Source organism: Vibrio sp. Y176 (genome assembly GCF_033438945.1).
The window spans coordinates 1-21,202 of sequence record NZ_JAWOQS010000007.1 but is presented as its reverse complement, the minus strand read 5'-3'; the positions used below and the strand labels follow the sequence as shown (position 1 = coordinate 21,202).

At 45.6% G+C, this 21,202-nt stretch carries 19 protein-coding genes and 3 tRNA genes; 2 read left to right on the top strand and 20 right to left on the bottom strand.

From position 1 onward, the window contains the following. Nucleotides 1–317: 317 nt before the first annotated feature. From lipA to leuS, 12 genes are all read right to left on the bottom strand, one after another. Complete coding sequence (gene lipA, locus R7O13_RS17460) at nucleotides 318–1,283, bottom strand: lipoyl synthase (RefSeq protein WP_005384139.1); 966 nt, start codon at nucleotides 1,281–1,283, stop codon at nucleotides 318–320. After that, nucleotides 1,280–1,942 carry a lipoyl(octanoyl) transferase LipB gene (gene lipB, locus R7O13_RS17455; RefSeq protein ID WP_005384137.1) on the bottom strand — a complete coding sequence of 221 codons (663 nt, stop codon included), beginning with the start codon at nucleotides 1,940–1,942 and terminating at the stop codon, nucleotides 1,280–1,282. Before lipB ends, lipA begins: the two co-directional genes overlap by 4 nt. Nucleotides 1,943–2,118: 176 nt before the next feature. Then, on the bottom strand, nucleotides 2,119–2,397 hold the full coding sequence (gene ybeD / locus R7O13_RS17450; RefSeq protein WP_005384135.1) for a DUF493 family protein YbeD: 279 nt from the start codon (nucleotides 2,395–2,397) through the stop codon (nucleotides 2,119–2,121). A gap of 139 nt (nucleotides 2,398–2,536) precedes the next feature. Continuing rightward, complete coding sequence (locus R7O13_RS17445; RefSeq protein ID WP_005384132.1) at nucleotides 2,537–3,715, bottom strand: serine hydrolase; 1,179 nt, start codon at nucleotides 3,713–3,715, stop codon at nucleotides 2,537–2,539. 91 nt (nucleotides 3,716–3,806) lie between these two features. Continuing rightward, the gene (locus R7O13_RS17440) at nucleotides 3,807–4,610 is read right to left on the bottom strand and encodes a septal ring lytic transglycosylase RlpA family protein (RefSeq protein ID WP_017635670.1); all 804 of its coding nucleotides are present in this window, start codon (nucleotides 4,608–4,610) and stop codon (nucleotides 3,807–3,809) included. Between the two features lie 2 nt (nucleotides 4,611–4,612). Further along, nucleotides 4,613–5,734 (bottom strand): rod shape-determining protein RodA, encoded by a 1,122-nt coding sequence (gene rodA, locus R7O13_RS17435; RefSeq protein ID WP_225492190.1) that lies wholly within the window; start codon nucleotides 5,732–5,734, stop codon nucleotides 4,613–4,615. Then, nucleotides 5,734–7,650, bottom strand: coding sequence for a penicillin-binding protein 2 (gene mrdA / locus R7O13_RS17430; RefSeq protein WP_005384126.1), 1,917 nt, complete (start codon nucleotides 7,648–7,650; stop codon nucleotides 5,734–5,736). The genes rodA and mrdA overlap by 1 nt, the downstream gene beginning before the upstream one ends. A 29-nt stretch (nucleotides 7,651–7,679) precedes the next feature. Then, nucleotides 7,680–8,150, bottom strand: coding sequence for a 23S rRNA (pseudouridine(1915)-N(3))-methyltransferase RlmH (gene rlmH, locus R7O13_RS17425; RefSeq protein ID WP_017821762.1), 471 nt, complete (start codon nucleotides 8,148–8,150; stop codon nucleotides 7,680–7,682). Nucleotides 8,151–8,154: 4 nt separating this feature from the next. Continuing rightward, nucleotides 8,155–8,472 carry a ribosome silencing factor gene (gene rsfS, locus R7O13_RS17420; RefSeq protein WP_005373015.1) on the bottom strand — a complete coding sequence of 106 codons (318 nt, stop codon included), beginning with the start codon at nucleotides 8,470–8,472 and terminating at the stop codon, nucleotides 8,155–8,157. 88 nt (nucleotides 8,473–8,560) lie between these two features. Then, nucleotides 8,561–9,580, bottom strand: coding sequence for a DNA polymerase III subunit delta (gene holA / locus R7O13_RS17415; protein WP_005384123.1), 1,020 nt, complete (start codon nucleotides 9,578–9,580; stop codon nucleotides 8,561–8,563). Nucleotides 9,581–9,585: 5 nt separating this feature from the next. Continuing rightward, nucleotides 9,586–10,125: an LPS assembly lipoprotein LptE gene (lptE, locus tag R7O13_RS17410; RefSeq protein WP_005384122.1), complete on the bottom strand. Its 540-nt coding sequence runs from the start codon at nucleotides 10,123–10,125 to the stop codon at nucleotides 9,586–9,588. 152 nt (nucleotides 10,126–10,277) lie between these two features. Then, entirely contained in the window at nucleotides 10,278–12,851 is a 2,574-nt protein-coding gene (gene leuS / locus R7O13_RS17405; RefSeq protein WP_115385791.1) for a leucine--tRNA ligase, read from the bottom strand. A gap of 153 nt (nucleotides 12,852–13,004) precedes the next feature. On the opposite strand from leuS, the gene R7O13_RS17400 reads away from it, so the two are divergent. Then, complete coding sequence (locus R7O13_RS17400; protein WP_005373024.1) at nucleotides 13,005–13,475, top strand: zinc ribbon-containing protein; 471 nt, start codon at nucleotides 13,005–13,007, stop codon at nucleotides 13,473–13,475. Nucleotides 13,476–13,559: 84 nt separating this feature from the next. On the opposite strand, the gene lnt is transcribed toward R7O13_RS17400, so the two are convergent. From lnt to miaB, 5 genes are all read right to left on the bottom strand, one after another. Beyond that, nucleotides 13,560–15,077, bottom strand: a complete 1,518-nt coding sequence (gene lnt, locus R7O13_RS17395) for an apolipoprotein N-acyltransferase (RefSeq protein WP_054576929.1) — start codon at nucleotides 15,075–15,077, stop codon at nucleotides 13,560–13,562. Nucleotides 15,078–15,110: 33 nt separating this feature from the next. Further along, nucleotides 15,111–16,010, bottom strand: a complete 900-nt coding sequence (gene corC, locus R7O13_RS17390) for a CNNM family magnesium/cobalt transport protein CorC (RefSeq protein ID WP_005384118.1) — start codon at nucleotides 16,008–16,010, stop codon at nucleotides 15,111–15,113. A gap of 105 nt (nucleotides 16,011–16,115) precedes the next feature. Then, a complete protein-coding gene (gene ybeY / locus R7O13_RS17385; protein WP_005373030.1) occupies nucleotides 16,116–16,580 on the bottom strand; it encodes an rRNA maturation RNase YbeY in 465 nt (154 codons plus the stop codon). 2 nt (nucleotides 16,581–16,582) lie between these two features. Next, nucleotides 16,583–17,680 (bottom strand): PhoH family protein, encoded by a 1,098-nt coding sequence (locus tag R7O13_RS17380; protein WP_005373033.1) that lies wholly within the window; start codon nucleotides 17,678–17,680, stop codon nucleotides 16,583–16,585. A gap of 73 nt (nucleotides 17,681–17,753) precedes the next feature. Continuing rightward, on the bottom strand, nucleotides 17,754–19,178 hold the full coding sequence (gene miaB / locus R7O13_RS17375; RefSeq protein WP_005373038.1) for a tRNA (N6-isopentenyl adenosine(37)-C2)-methylthiotransferase MiaB: 1,425 nt from the start codon (nucleotides 19,176–19,178) through the stop codon (nucleotides 17,754–17,756). A 257-nt stretch (nucleotides 19,179–19,435) separates the two neighbouring features. On the opposite strand from miaB, the gene R7O13_RS17370 reads away from it, so the two are divergent. Beyond that, nucleotides 19,436–20,614, top strand: coding sequence for a 2-octaprenyl-3-methyl-6-methoxy-1,4-benzoquinol hydroxylase (locus R7O13_RS17370; RefSeq protein WP_115385793.1), 1,179 nt, complete (start codon nucleotides 19,436–19,438; stop codon nucleotides 20,612–20,614). A gap of 135 nt (nucleotides 20,615–20,749) precedes the next feature. Here R7O13_RS17370 and R7O13_RS17365 read toward each other — a convergent pair. The 3 genes from R7O13_RS17365 to R7O13_RS17355 form a co-directional block, all read right to left on the bottom strand. Further along, a tRNA-Leu gene (locus R7O13_RS17365) sits at nucleotides 20,750–20,834 on the bottom strand. A 53-nt stretch (nucleotides 20,835–20,887) separates the two neighbouring features. Beyond that, a tRNA-Gln gene (locus R7O13_RS17360) sits at nucleotides 20,888–20,962 on the bottom strand. 50 nt (nucleotides 20,963–21,012) lie between these two features. Beyond that, nucleotides 21,013–21,097 (bottom strand) — tRNA-Leu (locus R7O13_RS17355). Between the last annotated feature and the right edge of the window lie 105 nt (nucleotides 21,098–21,202).

The following is a 21,202-nucleotide window of genomic DNA, read 5'->3' as shown; positions in this document are numbered from 1 at the left end:
GGCGTTTGGAATGAGATATAGCGAAGAGTGTGTGATAAGGAGATGGCTACCAACACTGTCCCTTTCAATATATCCAAACCGCGTCATTCCGACGAGCCTAGGCGAGAGCAGGAATCTTGTTGAGGCACACTCTTTTACTCAGCGTTTCCCAAAAAATCATCAGTACGTTGGAAACTGATTCTCAATCACGCTCGTTCCTCGCTGTTCAGAATGACGGTGGTAGAATGGCTTTTTATCATCATTTGACAGATACAAAAAAGGTTGGCACTGAGCCAACCTTTTCTCTTCAAAACAAGCTTTTCAAAACAAGCGAGAGCTTATTTAATCTCGATACCTTGAGCTTGCATATCGGCATGGTAAGAAGAGCGAACAAATGGACCACACGCTGCGTGCGTGAAGCCAAGCTCTAGTGCAACTTCTTTTAGCTCGTCAAACTCTGATGGCGGAACGTAACGTTCTACTGGCAAGTGGTGACGGCTTGGCGCTAAGTACTGACCTAGAGTCAGCATCGTTACGCCGTGTGCGCGTAGATCTTTCAGTACTTCGATGATTTCTTCTTTGGTTTCACCAAGACCCATCATCAAACCAGATTTGGTCGGTACATTTGGATGCTGCTCTTTGAACTTCTTAAGAAGCTCCAGCGACCACTTGTAGTTTGCACCTGGGCGAGCTTTACGGTAAAGACGTGGCGCTGTTTCTAGGTTGTGGTTGAAGACATCTGGCGGGTTATCTTTCATTAGATCAAGCGCTACGTCCATACGACCACGGAAGTCAGGAACCAGAGTTTCAATCTTAATATGCGGGTTTAACGCACGGATCTCGCGGTTACAATCGGCAAAGTGTTGTGCACCGCCGTCACGCAGATCGTCACGGTCGACAGAAGTGATTACTACGTATTTCAGCTTCATATCGGCGATGGTTTTCGCCAGTTTTTGAGGCTCTTCTGCTTCCGGTGGTAATGGGCGGCCATGAGCAACGTCACAGAAAGGACAACGACGAGTACAAATAGCACCTAAGATCATGAAGGTTGCTGTACCGTGGTTAAAACATTCCGCTAGGTTCGGGCAAGATGCTTCTTCACATACGGAGTGAAGTTTATTCTTACGCATCGCCGCTTTGATGTCTTGAATTCGTTGGCTGTCGGCTGGTAGCTTGATCTTCATCCAATCAGGCTTACGTAGCACTTCTTTCTGCTCTGTAGGCATGTTCTTTACGGGAATCAATGCCATTTTATCGGCGTCACGATATTTAACGCCTTTTTCCATCTGGATTGGTTTGCTCATGCTTTATTACCTTGAGAAGGTGCTTCTGTGCTGAATTCTACTTGCTCATAATCGAGCAAAGTAACGAGTTCTTCTATTAATTGTTTTTCTACGGCTTCTACATTGTCTGGGCCGCCAAATTGGCTGACCTGAACCATTTCCATACCTTCATAACCACAAGGGTTAATACGCAGAAACGGTGTTAAATCCATATTTACGTTCAAGGCTAAGCCATGAAACGAGCATCCTTTACGAATGCGTAAACCGAGAGAGCATATTTTCTTACCGGCAACGTAGACACCTGGTGCGTCAGGTCGCGCGGCTGAGTCAATATTGTATGCTTTTAGCGTATTGATCACGAGGTTCTCGATTGTGGTAACGAGATCTCGTACACCTAATTTTTTACGGCGTAGGTTGATCAAGAAGTAGGCGACCAACTGACCAGGGCCATGATACGTAACCTGGCCTCCGCGATCACTTTGTACAACAGGAATATCGCCAGTGTTAATCAAGTGCTCAGCTTTACCTGCCTGTCCTTGCGTAAATACTGGGTTATGTTCTACCAACCAGACTTCATCACGGGTTTCTTCTGTGCGTTGGTCGGTGAACTCATGCATCGCCTTCCATACAGGCTCATAGTCTTGGCGGCCAAGTCGTTTTACAACAAGTTGGTGTTGCATGGGAATTCCTGTTGCTAATATATAAAGTTTTTGGATTATAAACCGGATAACCCTGATGCTCTACCGCTGCGTAACAGATTTTTAACTGAAAGCGATGTAAAGCCTCGTTATCTCTTTGATAAATAAAAAGAAAGCAGCCAAGGCTGCTTTCAAAAAAAATTTAATATATCAAAAAATTATAGAACCATGCGTACGATGTCAATTTCACCTAACTCTTTGTACAGTGTCTCAACCTGCTCGATAGAGGTTGCAGTAATGTTGATTGACACAGAGTGGTAGTTGCCCTTAGCACTTGGTTTAACGGTCGGGCTGTAGTCACCTGGAGCATGGCGCTGAATAACTTCAAGAACAAGCTCTGGAAGTTCAGGCTTTGCATGACCCATTACCTTGTAAGTAAATGAACAAGGGAACTCAAGCAGGTCTTTTAATTTTGCATCAGAGTTGATGGTTAGCATATCGATAACTCCAGTAGATATTCGTTGCGGTGCGAAATAGTACAGTCAAATTAGGGGGAACTCAAGACGAGGAGCTCAAACTTAAAAAGCCGCCCATTCAGGCGGCTTTGCGAATAAGTTTGCTACTCTAACGTTCTTTTTAGAAGAAGCTCTTGAATAACAATACGATGTAATCCCACATGCGGCTAAATAGACTACCTTGCTCTACGGTTTCTAGTGCCATTAGTGGGTACTCGGCAATATCTTCACCATCGATCTGATAGTATAGCTTACCAACTACATCACCTTTATTAATTGGGGCTTCTAGCTCTTTTTCAAGGACGAAGCTTGCTTTTAAGTTTTTCGCTTCACCACGCGGTAGTGTTACGTAAGTATCTTGGTCAAGACCCAGTGCTACGGTGTCTTTGTTACCCATCCACACTTTTTCTTCTACGAACGTTTCACCTGCTTTGTGCGGTGCCACTGTTTCGAAGAAACGGAAGCCGTAGCTTAGCAGCTTTTTGCTTTCTGACTTACGAGCATTGGCATCTTTAGTACCCATAACGACCGCAACCAAGCGCATTTGACCTTCAGTTGCTGAACTTACTAGGCTGTAACCCGCATTACTTGTGTGACCCGTTTTGATGCCGTCAACGTTCATGCTCTTATCCCAAAGTAGACCGTTACGGTTGTATTGGGTGATGCCGTTGTAAGTAAATTTCTTCTCTGAGTATACTCGGTACTCATTTGGTACGTCACGGATAAGTGCTTTACCTAGCAGTGCCATGTCGTATGGTGTTGAGTACAATTCTGCGTTATCTAAGCCATGAACGTTGGCAAAGTGCGAGTTAGTCATACCCAATGTGTTGGCCCAAGCGTTCATTAGGTCAACAAACGCATCTTCTGAACCTGCAATATGTTCTGCCATCGCAACACAGGCATCGTTACCTGACTGGACGATGATACCTCGGTTCAGGTCACGTACTTTAACTGTTGTGCCTACTTCAATGAACATCTTTGATGAATCAGGGAAGTTTTTCGCCCACGCATTTTTACTGATGGTGACATCATCATCTTCTGAGATATTACCACGCGCTAGCTCTTGGCCGATTACATAGCTGGTCATCATCTTAGTCAGACTAGCTGGAGACAATTTTGTGTTCATCTCTTTCTCTGCCAGTACTTTACCTGAATGGTAATCCATCAGCACGTAGCCCTTCGCCGCGATTTGAGGGGCATCTGGAACAACGATAGGTGATGCAAGAGCAGATTGAGCGAAAGTTGCAGAAAGGGCAACCGAAGAAACGAGAATAGATTTCACAAACTTATTTTTATTCATGGTAATTCAAATTTTTGGGTTAACTGCAGACATCTTATCAGAATCCCTAGTTATGTAAGAGGGGGATCAAAGAGAAATTCATGACACGAGGTCATTTGGCAGTGTTGTGTTTTTTAATAAATGCAGACGAATAGCCGAGCAACTTTACTTTATCTAATGTGGCTTGCGTCAGGGAATAGTCAGTAAATGGCCCTAACAACAAGCGATAAGACTCTTTCGCACTCTCTAGGAAAGTTTCTGTATCCAATTTTTGACCAAGCTCGGTACCTAAAGTTCGCGCGCGTTCTTCATTTTTTGATGATGCCACTTGAATAACGTACCTAGGGTGCGCTTCTAATGACTTTTTATCCGTGGGCTGATTGATACTGATCACTTCAATTTCCACGTTCGCGGTGCCTGTTTTTATGACATCTAACTTGTGCGCGGCGGCATAGCTTAAATCAATGATACGGCCATCGTGAAAAGGACCTCGGTCATTAACTCGTACTATGGTGGTTTTGCCGTTGTCAGTATTGGTAACTTTTACGTAACTTGGTAACGGTAGCGTTTTATGCGCTGCCGTCATTGAGTACATGTCATAGATTTCGCCATTAGAAGTCAAATGACCTTGGAATTTTTTCCCATACCAAGATGCTCGGCCTTTTTCTTTAAAGCCTTTCGCATTGCGAACTATTTTGTAGTCTTTGCCACGTAAGTGGTAATCTTTGTTCCCACCTAGGCTGTACGGTTCATATTTAGGATGCGCATCCTCGATGTGTTCGACTGAAAGCGGTGTATCCGGTGCAACATCGGATTCGAGTTCGTAACGGCCTTCTTGTTCTTTTTGGCTAGTTGATGAACAGCCTGCCAAAATAAGAGCAGAGAAAACCAAGGAATATAAAGCGCGTTTTTGCATGTCTAGGTCGCCTTAGAGAATGCTTTTCGGTGCGTATGAATCGACATCAGAATACCAAAACCAGCCATCAAGGTTACCATTGATGTGCCGCCATAACTGATGAGTGGCAACGGTACACCTACTACAGGTAGGATGCCACTTACCATGCCAATATTTACAAAAATATACACGAAGAAGCTGAGTACAATACTGCCTGCCATCATTCGTCCAAATGCGGTTTGCGCTTGGCTGGCGAGATATAAACCTCGTCCAATAATAAATAGATAGATGGCTAAAAGGCAAAGGAAGCCAATCATACCCCATTCTTCAGCAATTACTGCAAAGATAAAGTCAGTGTGTCGTTCAGGAAGAAATTCTAGTTGTGACTGCGTACCTTGCAACCAACCTTTGCCGGAAATACCGCCGGAGCCAATCGCAATTTTACTCTGAATAATGTGGTAACCCGCTCCTAGCGGATCAGACTCCGGGTTAAATAGAGTACGAACTCGCACTTTTTGATACTCTCGCATCAAGAAAAACCACAGAATTGGAATGAAACCACCTAATGCAATCGCAGCACCAGCAATTATTTTCCAGCTAATGCCGGCGAGGAAGATAACAAAAATACCGGAAGCCGCGATCAGGATCGAGGTACCTAAGTCAGGCTGTTTTGCAATGAGAATGGTTGGTAAGCAGACCATAATCAGTGCAATAATGAGTGTTTTTAGCGTTGGTGGAAGGGGCTGTCTACCGACATAGCGAGCCACCATTAATGGCACTGCGAGCTTCAATAGCTCTGACGGTTGAAAGCGCACAAAACCGAGGTTAAGCCAACGCTGCGCGCCTTTCGATGCTTCACCGAAAAACAGCACGCCGAAAAGCAGTATAACGCCACCAACGAACATCAAAGGTGCCAAGCTTTCGTAAGTTCGTGGAGAAAGCTGCGCAAGGACGAGCATCACAACGAGTGAAAGCACCATTCGCATGGCTTGGCGATCCATCATCAGTAAACTTTGGCCACTGGCGCTGTACATGATCACCAGGCCAAACCCCATCAGGGCCAGTATGCCAAGTAGGAGTGGTAAGTCGATATGGAAGCGTTCAAACAGGGCGCGATTTTTACCTGTAGAGGGATCCATCTTCATTACTGTTTTACCTCTTTCTTCGCATTGTTTTCAGGCTCAATTTCTTCTGGACCAAGAACGACTCGGTCAAAAATTTTCCTTACTACTGGGGCACCGTTACTAGAACCACCACCGGCATTTTCTAGTACTACAGTGACGACCACTTTAGGATCATCAAATGGTGCAAAGCCAGTAAATAACGCATGGTCACGTAAGTGCTCGGCGATCTCATCGGCGTTGTATTCTTCGTTTTCACCCAGACCGAAGACCTGTGCTGTACCTGATTTACCCGCTGTTTCATAATTCATTTTGTAGAATGAGCGGCGAGCTGTTCCGCGCGTGCCATGGTTTACCCGACGCATGCCTTCTTTCGCCATATCCCAGTACTTTTTAGGCACATTCTTGATTGGTGGGTAAGTCACGTATTCTGTCGTTTGCTGCTCTTCGAAGTCGTTACCATTTTCTATCGTCGCTTTGAGCAAGTGAGGTGCGATCACTTCTCCCTCGTTTACTAATACCGAGGTTGCTTTGGCGATTTGCATTGGTGTTGCTGTCCAATATCCTTGGCCGATACCCACAGGGATCGTATCACCTTTATACCATGGGGTTTTATGGCGAGACATTTTCCAGTCACGAGTCGGCATGTTTGCCTTACTTTCTTCGTAGATATCAATGCCAGTGTAATCACCAAAACCGAACATCATCATCCAATTCGAAATACGGTCAATACCCATGTCATAAGCGATTTGATAGTAGAAGGTATCAACAGACTCTTCGATCGACTTAATGATATCGACGCGTCCGTGTCCCCAACGCAACCAGTCCCGAAACGGACGTGTGTTAGAGTTTGGTATGCGCCAATAACCAGGATCATTTCGCGTGGTGTTAGGTGTGACGACACCTTCTTGCAGCGCGGCTACCGCCATAAATGGTTTGATGGTAGACGCAGGTGGGTAAATGCCAAGTGTGGTACGGTTGACCAAAGGACGGTTTTTATCGTTCAAAAGGGCGCGATAGTCTTTACCCGAGATTCCGTGCACGAACGAGTTAGGGTCGTAGCTAGGGCTTGAAACCATAGCCAGTACGCCGTTGTCTCTAGGATCGATCACTACAGCACTGCCTCGGCGGCCGTCCAATAATTGGTGTACGTACAACTGCAAGTTGATATCAAGGTTTAAAACGATGTCTTTTCCGGGTACAGGTGGAACGTACTTTAAGGTACGAATTACTCGGCCGCGGCTGTTTACCTCGACTTCTTGATATCCGGCTGTACCGTGTAAGAGGTCTTCGTAGTATTTTTCAATACCCAGCTTACCAATGTCGCGAGTGGCTTGATAGTTTGCGTCTTTTTCTTCTCGGATCAGGCGCTGCATGTCGCGATCATTGATTCGAGAAACGTAACCAATCACGTGGGTTAAGACTTCGCTGAAAGGGTAGTAGCGCTTTAAGGTCGCACTTATTTCCACACCCGGAAAGCGGTACTGATTGACGGAGAATACCGCTACTTGTTTTTCGTTCAGTTGGGTCAGCAGTGGGACCGATTTAAATCGACGAGTCCGTTTACGCTCGTGGTGGAAACGTTCAATCTGGTCTGGTGTAATTTCCAGAATAGTTTGTAATTCTTGGATGGTTGCATCAATGTCTTTAATTTTTTCTGGGGTCAGTTCTAAGTTAAAGACGGGACGGTTCTCTGCCAGTAAAACACCATTTCGGTCATAAATTAGACCTCGGTTAGGCGCGATAGGCACTACTTTGATGCGGTTATCGTTCGAGCGGGTTTGATAGTCTTGAAACTGGTTCACCTGAATGTTGTACATGTTGGCAACCAGAGCTCCCATCAAGACAACAATGCCGATAAAAGCAACAATAGCGCGGCTGGCAAACAGACGCGCTTCGGCTTGATAATCTCGGATTTGACTGCGGCGTTTACGAATCATTAACGCTTGGCTCTAAAGTTAAACAACGATTATTCGCGATGATAAGGGTGGTTAGCGGTGATGCTCCACGCTCGGTATAAGCTTTCTGCCATTACGATACGCACTAGAGGGTGGGGTAGCGTTAAGGCAGATAATGACCAGCTTTGGTCTGCTGCAGCTTTGCATGCAGGAGCGAGTCCTTCGGGACCGCCGATTAATATTGATACATCACGGCCATCTAATTTCCAAGCTTCTAACTGCTCAGCGAGTTGAGGAGTGTCCCATTTTTTACCTGGGATATCTAACGTGACGATACGGTTGCCTTTTGGTACCGCCGCGAGCATCGCTTCTCCTTCTTTTTGCAGGATGCGAGCGATATCGGCATTTTTTCCGCGTTTGCCAGCAGAGATTTCAATCAACTCCAACGGCATATCATGCGGGAAACGGCGACGATATTCTTGAAAGCCTTCCTCAACCCATTTTGGCATTTTTGTACCAACAGCAATTAGTTGAATTTTCAAAAGATTAACCCCAGAGTTTTTCTAGCTGGTAGAGTTCGCGGTGCTCTTCTTGCATCACGTGAAGCATGGCGTCGCCCATATCAAGGACTACCCATTCACCTTCGTTTTCACCTTCCATTCCTAGTGGCTCAAGACCGGCTTTTTTCACCTCTGTTGCAACATGGTCAGCGATGGATGAAACGTGGCGTTTGGATGTACCAGTACAGATGATCATGTAATCTGTCACGCTTGATTTATCTTCCACATTTAGGACGATAATGTCTTCCGCTTTCATGTCGTCGGCTTTATCAGCTAAAAAGTCTTTCAGTTCTTCGCGAAGCACTCGGTTTTCCTCGGTTTGTCTCTTATCTCTACAGTGTTTTACATTCTTGCTTGCAAAACAGGTCGCGCACTATATCACGCTTTGATTTTTAAATTGCCAGCTTAATATCAGGAGAGCAGGTTTCTAAGCTCAACTGATGAATAGTTGGCCATACAGACTCGTCATACTGAGTTTTGGCTTTTATCTCGGCTTGAGCCAACAAGGAGAGCAATGCACAAATACGACTCGCTGATAAGCGGGTCAGTGCTGCGTTATAGAGTGGACGCTTGTTTTGCCAAACTCGATATTTCTCAAATACCTGGTTCATTCCCATTTGAGTTAAGTCTTGATGCATATTTAAAAGTTGGCTCAACTCTTTTTGTACACTTCGAATCAAGATCACGGTCTCAACCCCTTCCGCCTCAAGTTGGCGAAGAATACGTTGTGCACGGTTTGCTTTACCTGCCAGTAAGGCGTCGATCCAGTTAAAGGTAGTGAAGTGATTATGGCGACTTAGGGCTTCCTCTAAACGTATGATGGTCAGCTCACCATCTGGATAGAGTAGGGCCAATTTCTCTAAGCTTTGTGTCAATGCAAATAGGTTACCTTCATGCCATTGAGCCAACATTTGCAGTGATTGTTGATCGGGTTTTAGTCCCAACGTGCGGCAACGTGTCTGAATGAACATAGGTAGGCGTTGAAGGTCTGGCGACAAGCAGCTTACCCAATCGCCTTTTGAGCTTAATGCTTTGAACCATTTCGCATTTTCTTGGGCTTTGGTCAGTTTGCTACCAACAATGACGAGCATGATGTCATCATGAAGCATATCACACAGTGTTTGCAGCTCTTTGCTGACGGCGGTTGTCACGCCACTTTCAGGAATTTCAAGCTCAATCAATTGACGGTTTGAAAACAGGCTCATCGCTTGGAAACAGTCGTAAACTTGGTTCCAGTCGATGCTAGCATCCACCGCAAAACGGTGTTTTTCCTCAAAACCTTGCTGAAACGCTGCCTTTTGGATGGCTTGGCGGCTTTCTTGAATCAGTAACGGCTCATTACCAAAGATTAAGTAAACCTGTTTAACTTGTTTAGTTAAATGATCCGTTAGCTTATCGGCATAAATTCGCATAGTGACTAAGAGTTTTTGTTCGCTGGCTCAGAGATTTGTCCTGCTTCATATTCGGCACGAATACGGCCCAACTGGCGCATCATCTGTTTTGCAGCTTGCAAGCGCATCTCGTCTTCAATTACGTCACGCTCAACAGATTTTGCAAGTGCGGTCAACGGGTTGTCTAGGTAGTTGCGGTTTACTGTTGTCGTAAAGTTTTTAGAACCATAGCCAGGAATTGTCACACGGTATTTTACTACGTATGTCAGCTCTTTTTCTGCTGCACGGCTATTTTGATAAAGCGATAGTGTACGCTCATCGATTGTCGCTTCCGTCAAATGAAGGTTGGGTACCGTCGATGATGGTTGAACAAGTTCAACTTTGTTCAGTTCGAGTTGAGAGCGAACATAGCGAGTTAATTCACTGTATTCATCGTAGCTGGAGAAAGACATAGTGTGCAGCTCTTCCGGTACGGAATACTCGCCGCGAAGGTGAAAACCACAGGCAGAAAGAAGCCCCGCTAATACCAATACCACTGGTAGTTTAATCAAAGAGAAAAAGCGCATTGATTGTATTCATCCTAAATTGAAGGGGTTATTTACCTTAAACCACTCATGTGAATGGTTTGAGGTAAATAAACAGGGTAGAAAACTACCCTGTTTAATGACTCTTGGTTAACAAATAAGTTCGCTAAACAGAGACAAATTGACAGCTGCGATTAGTTTGCAACGATGTTCAGCAGTTTACCTGGAACGTAAATAACTTTACGAATAGTCAGGCCATCAGTGAACTTAACCACGTTTTCGTCGTTTAGACCAAGCTGTTCGATATCGTCTTTAGAGATATCAGCTGGGACTGTTAGCTTCGCACGTAGCTTACCGTTAACTTGAACAACGATAGTTTTTTCGTCTTCAACTAGCGCTTTTTCGTCAAACGTCGGCCATGCCGCGTTATCAATGTCTGTTTCACCTAGTGCTGCCCATAGCTCGTATGAGATATGCGGAGTGATAGGGTAAAGCATGACAACAATAGCTTTCAGTGCCTCGTCAAGGATTGCACGATCTTGCGCAGATTCTTGAGGCGCTTTCGCTAGTTTGTTCATCAGCTCCATGATCGCTGCGATCGCGGTGTTGAATGTTTGACGACGAGCGATATCGTCCGTCACTTTCGCGATAGTCTTGTGAACGTCACGGCGAAGTGCTTTTTGATCACCAGAAAGCGCTGCGGTATCTACTGCTTCTGCTGCGCCTTTCGCTGTGTGCTCTTTCACTAGTTTCCAAACACGTTTTAGGAAGCGGTTCGCACCTTCTACGCCAGACTCTTGCCATTCAAGTGTCATGTCCGCTGGAGACGCGAACATCATGAATAGACGTACTGTGTCAGCGCCGTACTTGTCTACCATTTCTTGAGGGTCGATACCGTTGTTCTTAGACTTAGACATCTTGATCATGCCTGAGTGCGTTACATCACGACCTTCAGTGTCTTTAGCAGAAGTAATGCGGCCTTTACCATCACGTTCAACGGCTACGTCTGTTGGAGCTACCCACTCTTTACCACCTTTCTCGTTCTCGAAGTAGAACGCATCAGCCAGTACCATGCCTTGACACAGTAGTTGCTTGAACGGTTCGTCAGAAGTTACGTAACCCGCATCGCGCAGTAGTTTGTGGAAGAAGCGTGAGTACAGTAGGTGCATACAAGCGTGCTCGATACCACCGATGTATTGATCTACTGGTAGCCAGTAGTTTGCTTTTTCTGGGTCTAGGATGTCGTCCGCTTGTGGTGAACAGTAACGCGCGTAGTACCAAGAAGATTCCATGAACGTATCGAACGTATCTGTCTCACGTAGAGCAGGTTCGCCGTTAAAGGTTGTCTTCGCCCACTCTTTGTCTGCTTTGATTGGGCTAGTGACGCCGTCCATTACCACGTCTTCTGGAAGAATCACTGGTAGTTGGTCAGCAGGTACTGGGTGAACTTCACCGTCTTCAGTCGTTACCATTGGGATTGGTGCGCCCCAGTAACGTTGACGAGATACACCCCAGTCGCGTAGACGGAAGTTTACAGTCTTAGTGCCTTTGCCCTCTGCTTCTAGCTTCGCTGCGATTGCGTCGAATGCCGCTTGGAATTCTAGGCCATCGAATTCACCTGAATCGAACAGTACACCTTTCTCAGTGTATGCTGCTTCAGAGATGTCTAGCTCGCTGCCATCAGCAGGCTTGATAACTGGCACGATGTCTAGACCGTACTTCGTTGCGAACTCGTAGTCACGTTGGTCGTGTGCAGGTACAGCCATTACCGCGCCTGTACCGTAGTCCATCAGAACGAAGTTTGCTACGTATACTGGTACTTCGCGGCCGTTCAATGGATGAATAGCAGTAAGGCCAGTAGCCATACCTTTCTTCTCCATTGTCGCTAGCTCAGCTTCTGCAACCTTGTTGTTCTTACATTCGTCGATAAACGCTGCAAGCTCTGGGTTGTTCTCTGCAGCAAGAGCTGCAAGAGGGTGGCCGGCTGCGATGCCCACGTAAGTCACACCCATTAGCGTATCTGGACGTGTTGTGTAAACTTCTAGGTCTTGTTGACCCTTAACTTCAAACTTCAGCTCAACGCCTTCAGAGCGGCCAATCCAGTTGCGCTGCATGGTTTTCACCATTTCAGGCCAACCTTCAAGCTTGTCTAGGTCGTCTAGTAGCTCTTGAGCGTATTCAGTGATTTTGATGAACCATTGAGGGATTTCTTTTTGCTCTACAGGCGTATCACAACGCCAGCAACAACCGTCTTCAACCTGCTCGTTTGCAAGAACAGTTTGGTCGTTAGGACACCAGTTAACAGAAGAAGTCTTTTTGTAAACTAAACCTTTCTCGTAAAGTTTAGTGAAGAACACTTGTTCCCAGCGGTAGTACTCCGGTGTACATGTTGCGAATTCACGGTTCCAATCGTAACCAAAGCCTAGAAGCTTAAGTTGGTTCTTCATGTATTCGATGTTTTCGTAAGTCCAAGGTGCTGGCGCAGTTTTGTTTTTTACTGCTGCGTTTTCTGCAGGTAGACCGAATGCGTCCCAACCGATTGGTTGCATCACGTTTTTGCCTTGTAGGCGTTGGAAACGAGATACTACATCACCGATAGTGTAGTTGCGCACGTGACCCATGTGCAGTCGACCACTTGGGTATGGGAACATGGACAGACAGTAGAATTTTTCTTTATTTGGGTCTTCACTTACAACAAAGGTTTTGTTGTCATCCCAGTGCTTTTGAACTTTTTGTTCAATATCTTGTGGGTTGTATTGTTCTTGCATCGATGGTATCCGTTATCTTGGAATTTGTGAGTTCGGTTAGAACAGACTTAAATAGATCGTCATAGAATACCTAAAGCTAGGGATCACAACAATAGCCAATCTGTACCCATGCGCCCTTAAGTGACGCAGGTAGGAGAAAGATGGAGGTCAGTTATGCCTAAACGTAAAACAGGTTATGAGGAAATGCTCGAGGATGTGATTGAAACCTTGAAGCACAGTCCGGAAGAAGTTAACAAAGCGATTGAGACGTCGGGCAAAGTGGTGGATGCTGCTAATGACTTGACCAAAGATGAATTGGCTTTAATCAAAGCGTACCTTAAAGCAGACTTAAAAGAGTTTTCAGAGAGTTACGAGGATAGCAAAAGCGGCCCGTTTTACTTAACGATTGCGGACTCGATATGGCAAGGGCTGTTAGAGATTACTGACCGAACTAAAGTTGAGTGGGTTGAGTTGTTCGATGACTTAGAGCATCAAGGGCTATATGAAGCAGGAGAGGTGATAGGCTTAGGCACTTTAGTCTGTGATGAGTGTGGTCACAAGACAACGTATAACCACCCAACTGTAATCATTCCGTGTATTAAATGTGGTCACAAAGGCTTTACTCGTCAGTCATTAAAGCCATAAATGGCGCGTAACGACAGTATAATGCTATGAATAAAAAAGAGGCTTAGTCGCCTCTTTTTTGTCTTTTCTACTTTCAAGCTGTTATCAGCTCTGTTTTCTTCTTAAGCCGAAAGCCAGAGCTAAACTTAACCCAACCCAAATATACAATGGCCAAGTACCAAGGACTCGATATGGCGTTTGTCCATTGGTTGGGGTGAGCTCTGCGCGCAGTACTGCAGTTTCAAACTGCGGTACTTGCTCAACGATTTTACCTTTGTGATCGGTTACCGCTGTTAATCCGTTGTTAGTCGAGCGGATGAGCGGTTTACCTAACTCTAAGGCACGCATACGGGCGATCTCCATATGCTGAAGAGGACCGATAGAGTGACCAAACCATGCATCATTTGAAAGCGTTAGAATGAAGTCTGTTTCGTCAGTCACATTTTGACGCACTTGCTCATTAAAGATGATCTCATAGCAAAGCGCTGGTGCCATGTGCATGCCATTCGCAACGATGTTTGGCTGCACAAAAGCCCCACGGCTAAACGACGACATCGGTAGGTTAAAGAATGGCGCTAATGGGCGCAAAATATCTTCAAATGGTACAAACTCACCAAATGGTAGTAGGTGATGCTTATGGTAACGTTCGCTTAAATCGAAGCTATAGTCACCGTATGGTGTGATGCCTAGGGACAGAATACTGTTGTAGAACTGTCGATCTTCAGCTTGGTTGACGACACCGGTGATGATTGCGCTGTTATTCATTTTTGCAGCGCTGTCGATATTGCTCAAAAATGAAGGCACTTCAATTTCAAAAGCGGGAATTGCTGCTTCTGGCCAAACGATAATGTCAGCGTCCCAGTTTTCACGAGTTAAGTCAGCGTACTTCATGATGGTTGGCCAGCGTTGACTTGGTAGCCACTTTAGGTTTTGGTCTACGTTACCTTGAATTAGTGCGAGCTTAGTCGTGTCTTCTGGTCGGGGTGTTACCCAATCGTAGTTGCGAATCCCAAAGCCAGTACTGAGTAGCACCGCAGGGATAATCACCATCAGCCACTGCTTATGAATCCAGGCATAGGCTAACGCCCCTGCGCTGATAAGGATAAATAGAGTAAGCAGTTCTACGCCGCCAATTGGTGCAAAGCTTGCGAGTGGAGCATCTATCTGGCTATAGCCTAGCCATAACCAAGGGAAGCCAGTCATCACCCAACCACGCAACCAATCACTGATCAGCCATAAAGCAGGTGCAGCGAGAAGTGCTTTTGTGAGCGTAAATTGAGGAAACAGCTTGTTGTTGAGCCAAGCAAATAAGCCTGAATAAACAGCCAAGTAGGCAACAAGCAAGCCCATTAAAAATAAATTGGCAATGAGCGGCATACCGCCAAAACCGGAGATACTTACGTAAACCCAGCTAACGCCAGTTGCAAATTGACCTAACCCCCAAGCATAACCAATCCATAGTGCGCGTTTCGGAGTTTGGTTAGCAAGAAGAATCAGTAGAATTGCAGGGCTAAGAATGGCAATAGGCCACAGCTGGTAAGGAGCGAAAGCGAGTGTAGTAGAGGCGCCAACAAAAGCGGCCACTAAGGGCCGCTTAAGGCGATGAAAGAGTTCATTCATCATTGTAATTTTCTGAGATTCCCAATGGGTATCGCGTTACTCTTGAGTGGCTTCAACCAGGGTTTCTTCGTCTGGGATCGTCACTTGGAGTTGAATGACACGACGGTTATCGGCAGCGGTGACTTTGAAGTTGTAGCCTTCAATTTCAACCAGTTCACCACGAGAAGGTAAGTGACCAAAGGCAGTCATGACCATACCACCAACGGTATCAACTTCCTCATCGCTGAAGTTGGTTCCGAATGTCTCATTAAACTCTTCGATGGTTGTCAGCGCTCTGACAGCAAACGTATGCTTGCTCAGCTTACGAATGTCCGTCTCTTCACTTTCATCGAATTCATCTTCAATATCCCCGACGATTTCCTCAAGGATATCTTCAATGGTCACAAGACCAGAAACACCACCGAATTCATCGACAACAATGGCCATATGATAACGTTCTTCACGGAATTCTTTCAGCAGTCGATCAACGCGTTTACTTTCCGGTACTACAACCGCTGGTCGAATGACTTCTTCGATATCAAATGGATTACTGCCTGAGCCTAAGTATTTAAGTAAGTCCTTCGCTAGAAGTATGCCTTCCACATGGTCTTTATCTTCGCTGATCACAGGGTAGCGAGAGTGTTGAGCATCGGTAATCAAAGCAACCAAGGTATCAAGGTCGTGAGTACGCTCAACTGTAACCATTTGCGAACGCGGGATCATAATGTCACGCACACGCATTTCGGAGATTTCCATAACACCTTCAAGCATATCGCGAGTGTCATGGTCAATCAGGTCGTTAACTTCAGAGTCGCGGATAACATCCACAAGCTCTTGGCGATCTTTTGGTTCGCCCTGAAATAGTTGACCTAGACGTTCAAAGAAGGACTTTCTACTCGGACCTTCTGCCTTTTCTTTCTTATCTTCGTTAGAAGAGGGAGAATTATCTTCGTTCATTGTTTCTCAATTAAGTAACGCTATCAGAAGTGTGATAGCACACATAGAGAGGCGAACACGAGAGTCATTTAGGTGGTTCGCCTTTCCCTGTCGAGTGGCCAATAGCTACTCTTTTTCAGCAATGTAAGGATCTTCATAACCCATACCTTGCATGATTTCGGTTTCGAGGGACTCCATCTCTTCGGCTTCGTCATCCTCTATATGATCATAACCTAGCAGATGCAAGCTGCCATGTACAACCATATGCGCCCAATGTGCTAGCAGAGGCTTGCTCTGTTCAACCGCCTCTTTTTCAACAACTTGGCGGCAAATAATCAAATCACCAAGTAAATCTATTTCCATACCAGGAGGTGCTTCAAATGGAAACGACAACACATTAGTTGGTTTATCTTTGCCGCGATACTCATGGTTGAGCGTATGACTTTCTTGTTCATCAACAATACGAATGGTGACTTCGGCTTGTGGCTGGAAGAGAGGGATTGTCTTATCTAGCCACAATTGGAAATCTTGCTGCGAAGGCAGACCTTCTTCATTTTCGACTGCCAGTTGCAGATCAAGTTCAATCGCCATGATTATTCCTTAGTTGAAGCAACTTGTGCATTCAGTTCGGCTTTTGCTGCTTCTAGTAACTTCGCATCGCGTTCTTCACGACGGCGTTTCTCGAACTCTTTACGCTCTTTCTGGTCTTGTGCTTCCCACTTCTCGTACGCGTTAACGATACGAGCAACCACAGGGTGACGTACAACGTCGTCGGCTAAGAAGAAGTTAAAGCTGATGTCGTCAACTTCGCTTAGTACTTCAATAGCATGACGAAGACCCGATTTCGCACCACGAGGTAAGTCAATCTGCGTGACATCACCAGTGATAACCGCGCGAGAGTTAAAACCAATACGCGTTAGGAACATCTTCATCTGCTCAACAGTGGTGTTCTGACTCTCATCAAGAATGATGAAGGCGTCGTTTAGAGTACGACCACGCATGTAAGCAAGAGGAGCAACCTCAATCACGTTACGTTCAATCAGCTTCTCTACGCGCTCAAAGCCCAGCATTTCAAATAGGGCGTCGTATAGCGGACGTAGGTATGGGTCGACTTTCTGGCTTAAATCACCAGGCAGGAAGCCCAATTTCTCACCAGCTTCAACCGCTGGACGAGTAAGTAGAATACGGCGGATCTCTTGGCGCTCTAGTGCGTCAACAGCTGCTGCTACAGCAAGGTAGGTTTTACCTGTACCAGCCGGGCCAATACCAAAAGAAATATCATGCGTGACCATGTTAACCAAGTACTGCGCTTGGTTTGGCGTACGTGGTTTGATCACACCTTTCTTGGTTTTGACGAAGACTTCTTTACCATGCTCGATGTTAGACTCAGTATTCTGCTCAAGAACACCAGACTCTTTGATCGCTAGATGGATTTGCTCAGGCTCAATATCTGGGATCTCACCTCGTACAGGTGCGGTATCAACATATAGAGTTTTCAGGATATCCAGCGCAGCTGATGCGGTATGAGGTTTACCGACAATCGTAAAGTGGTCACTACGGTGGTTAATTTCAACGCCTAGACGACGTTCTAAATGCTTGATGTTGTCATCGAATGGACCGCACAGGCTAGCTAGTCGGCGGTTGTCTGAAGGTTCTAGGTTAATTTCTAGAGTTACGATTTTATTGCTCAATGTTGCCTCTCATTTTTTGCCACTTAGTGAGAGCCTGATAACGACCAGGCTCTCTATGGCTATTTATACGAGCTTACGGCGTAAAAGTAGCTACACCCAGCTCATCTTCGCGACGTGTTTTCGCCATCATCTGCGTTGGGGAAATCACACTACGAAGATCCATGTCTTTTTCAGTACGTACTAGCTCACCACGCAGTGAGTTTGCAAATACGTCTACGATCTTCACATCAACGAACTGACCAATTAGGTCTGCACTACCTTCAAAGTTTACTACACGGTTGTTTTCTGTACGAGCGCGTAGTTCCATTAGGTTTTTCTTCGAAGGACCTTCAACTAGAACACGTTGTTCTGTGCCAAGCATTAAGCGAGAGTAACGCATCGCTTGAGCATTGATAGTTTGCTGTAGTTCGTAAAGGCGCTCTTTCTTCACTTGTTCTGACACATCACAAGGGTAATCCGCTGCTGGCGTACCTGGACGTGGAGAGAAAATAAAGCTGAAGCTCATGTCAAAGTCTACATCTTTGATTAGCTTCATGGTGTCTTGGAAGTCTTTGTCTGTCTCACCAGGGAAACCAACAATAAAGTCTGAACTGATTTGGATATCAGGACGAGCTTTACGCAGTTTACGGATGATCGATTTGTATTCGATAGCGGTGTGAGGGCGTTTCATCATCGTTAGGATACGGTCACTACCACTTTGCACAGGTAAGTGCAGGAAGCTCACAAGTTCTGGCGTATCTTCGTATACTGCGATGATGTCGTCTGTGAATTCTAACGGGTGGCTCGTCGTGAAACGAATACGGTCGATACCATCGATAGACGCAACCAAACGAAGCAGTTCTGCAAATGAACAGATCTCACCATCGTGCATAGGACCACGGTACGCGTTTACGTTTTGACCCAGAAGGTTTACTTCACGTACGCCTTGTTCAGCAAGTTGGGCGATTTCGAACAGTACGTCATCCATTGGACGGCTTACTTCTTCACCACGAGTGTACGGTACGACACAGTAAGTACAGTACTTAGAGCAGCCTTCCATAATAGAAACGAATGCTGTCGCACCTTCAGCGCGAGGTTCAGGTAGGCGGTCGAATTTTTCGATCTCTGGGAACGAAATGTCCATAACTGGTGCATCATCGGACTGAGATTGTTTGATCATCTCAGGTAGGCGGTGCAAAGTTTGTGGGCCAAAAATAACGTCAACGTATGGTGCACGTTCACGAATATGGTCACCTTCTTGCGTTGCTACACAACCACCTACACCGATAACTACGCCAGGTTTTTTATCTTTTAGTGTTTTCCAGCGGCCTAGCTGGTGGAAAACTTTCTCTTGCGCTTTTTCACGGATCGAACAGGTGTTAAGTAGAAGTACGTCTGCTTCCTCTGGCTCTTCCGTCAGCTCGTAGCCGTTTGCAGCATTAAGCAGGTCGGCCATTTTTGATGAATCGTATTCGTTCATCTGGCAGCCCCAGGTTTTAATTAGCAGTTTCTTACTCATCTCACTTTCGCTCGTTCAGTTGTACTTAAATCGGAGAGCTATTGCTCAAATTATAGCCGCCATCACGGCGGTAAGCGGCGTATTGTACTGCTTTAAAAAGCACCTGACTAGTGATCTAGCTAATTCTCTGCAAAGCCTGATTAAATCTAGTTTTTCGCCCTATGCTGAACAAGGTTTTTTGTTAAACAATTTTGTAAAAGTAGCCATGGAAAGTACAATAAAAAACGCCAATTAATCAGCACGATGAAGAGTGAAAAATGAACAAGTATGACATCGCCGTGATCGGTGGCGGTATGGTCGGGGCAGCCGTCGCTGTTGGATTTGCCAAGCAGGGCAGAAGCGTTGTCTTGGTCGAAGGTACAAAACCTAAAGTTTTTGATGCCGCTCAGGCGATGGATATTCGTGTATCTGCAATCTCGCACCAGTCGGTGGAGTTACTTGATTCACTCGGAGCATGGTCAGAGATCAAGAGCATGCGAGTTTGTCCTTATCGGCGCTTAGAAACTTGGGAGCACCCAGAGTGCCGTACTCGTTTTCACTCTGATGAATTGTCATTGGATCAGCTAGGTTACATCGTTGAAAACCGCCTAATCCAATTAGGTCTTTGGCAAGTCTTCTCTCAGTATGAAAATCTAACCGTGATGTGTCCTGAGCGATTAAAAGCCATTGAGTTTGCAGATGTAAATCTTGTGACACTAGAAAGTGGGGCGCAGTTTGAAGCTAACTGGGTGATTGGTGCTGATGGTGCAAACTCTAAAGTTCGTCAATTGGCTGGAATTGGTGTAACTGCGTGGGATTACCGACAACACTGCATGTTGATTAATGTGAAAACAGAATTGCCTCAGCAAGATATTACTTGGCAACAATTTACACCTTCAGGCCCACGTTCATTTTTACCTCTGTGCTCTTTGAGTAACGACGATGGTCAAGTAGTAGGCCAAGGTTCTTTGGTTTGGTATGACTCGCCTAAACGTATTAAACAACTGTGTGCGATGGGTAAACCTCAACTAAGAGAAGAAATTTTACGTCATTTCCCTGCTGAATTAGGCGATATTGAAGTTTTACAGTTTGGCTCATTCCCACTCACTCGTCGTCATGCGCAAAGCTACTCAAGCAAAAATTGCGTGTTAGTGGGTGACTCTGCCCATACGATCAACCCGCTTGCAGGGCAAGGGGTAAACTTAGGCTTCAAAGATGTAGACGTTCTCCTTTCGGTAACAGAACAACAAGAAAAGCTGGAAGATACCTTACTCGCGAAATACGAACGCGCACGTCGACCTGACAACTTACTCATGCAGACGGGCATGGACTTTTTCTATAAAGGTTTTAGCAATGATCTTGGGCCATTGAAGTTCGTACGTAATGCTGCATTGAAGCTTGCTGAAAACTCAGGGCCAATTAAGGCTCAAGTACTGAAATACGCGTTAGGTATGTAGTAAGCTACTCAAATCACAGATAGAAAAAAAGCGAGCCATGAGCTCGCTTTTTTAATTCGGCAAATCTAATGATTTCCCGAGTCCAGAACCAAAAAAAGAAAAAACCCAGCAAAGTCATGCTGGGTTTTCCGATAATGGTGCGGAAGGAGAGACTTGAACTCTCACACCTTGCGGCGCCAGAACCTAAATCTGGTGCGTCTACCAATTCCGCCACTTCCGCAACTTATTCTGTAGATATCAAGATAATTGGTAAAATCTCAATATCATTGTATATGGCAGGGCTACCTGGATTCGAACCAGGGAATGGCGGCATCAAAAGCCGCTGCCTTACCGCTTGGCGATAGCCCTACAGCGTAAATAGTCAAATACTACTTAACCTCTCTTATCGAGAGAAAGAATGGTGCGGAAGGAGAGACTTGAACTCTCACACCTTACGGCGCCAGAACCTAAATCTGGTGCGTCTACCAATTCCGCCACTTCCGCGTATTCTGATAGTGTAGATTAATTTAAGATGGTGCGGAAGGAGAGACTTGAACTCTCACACCTTGCGGCGCCAGAACCTAAATCTGGTGCGTCTACCAATTCCGC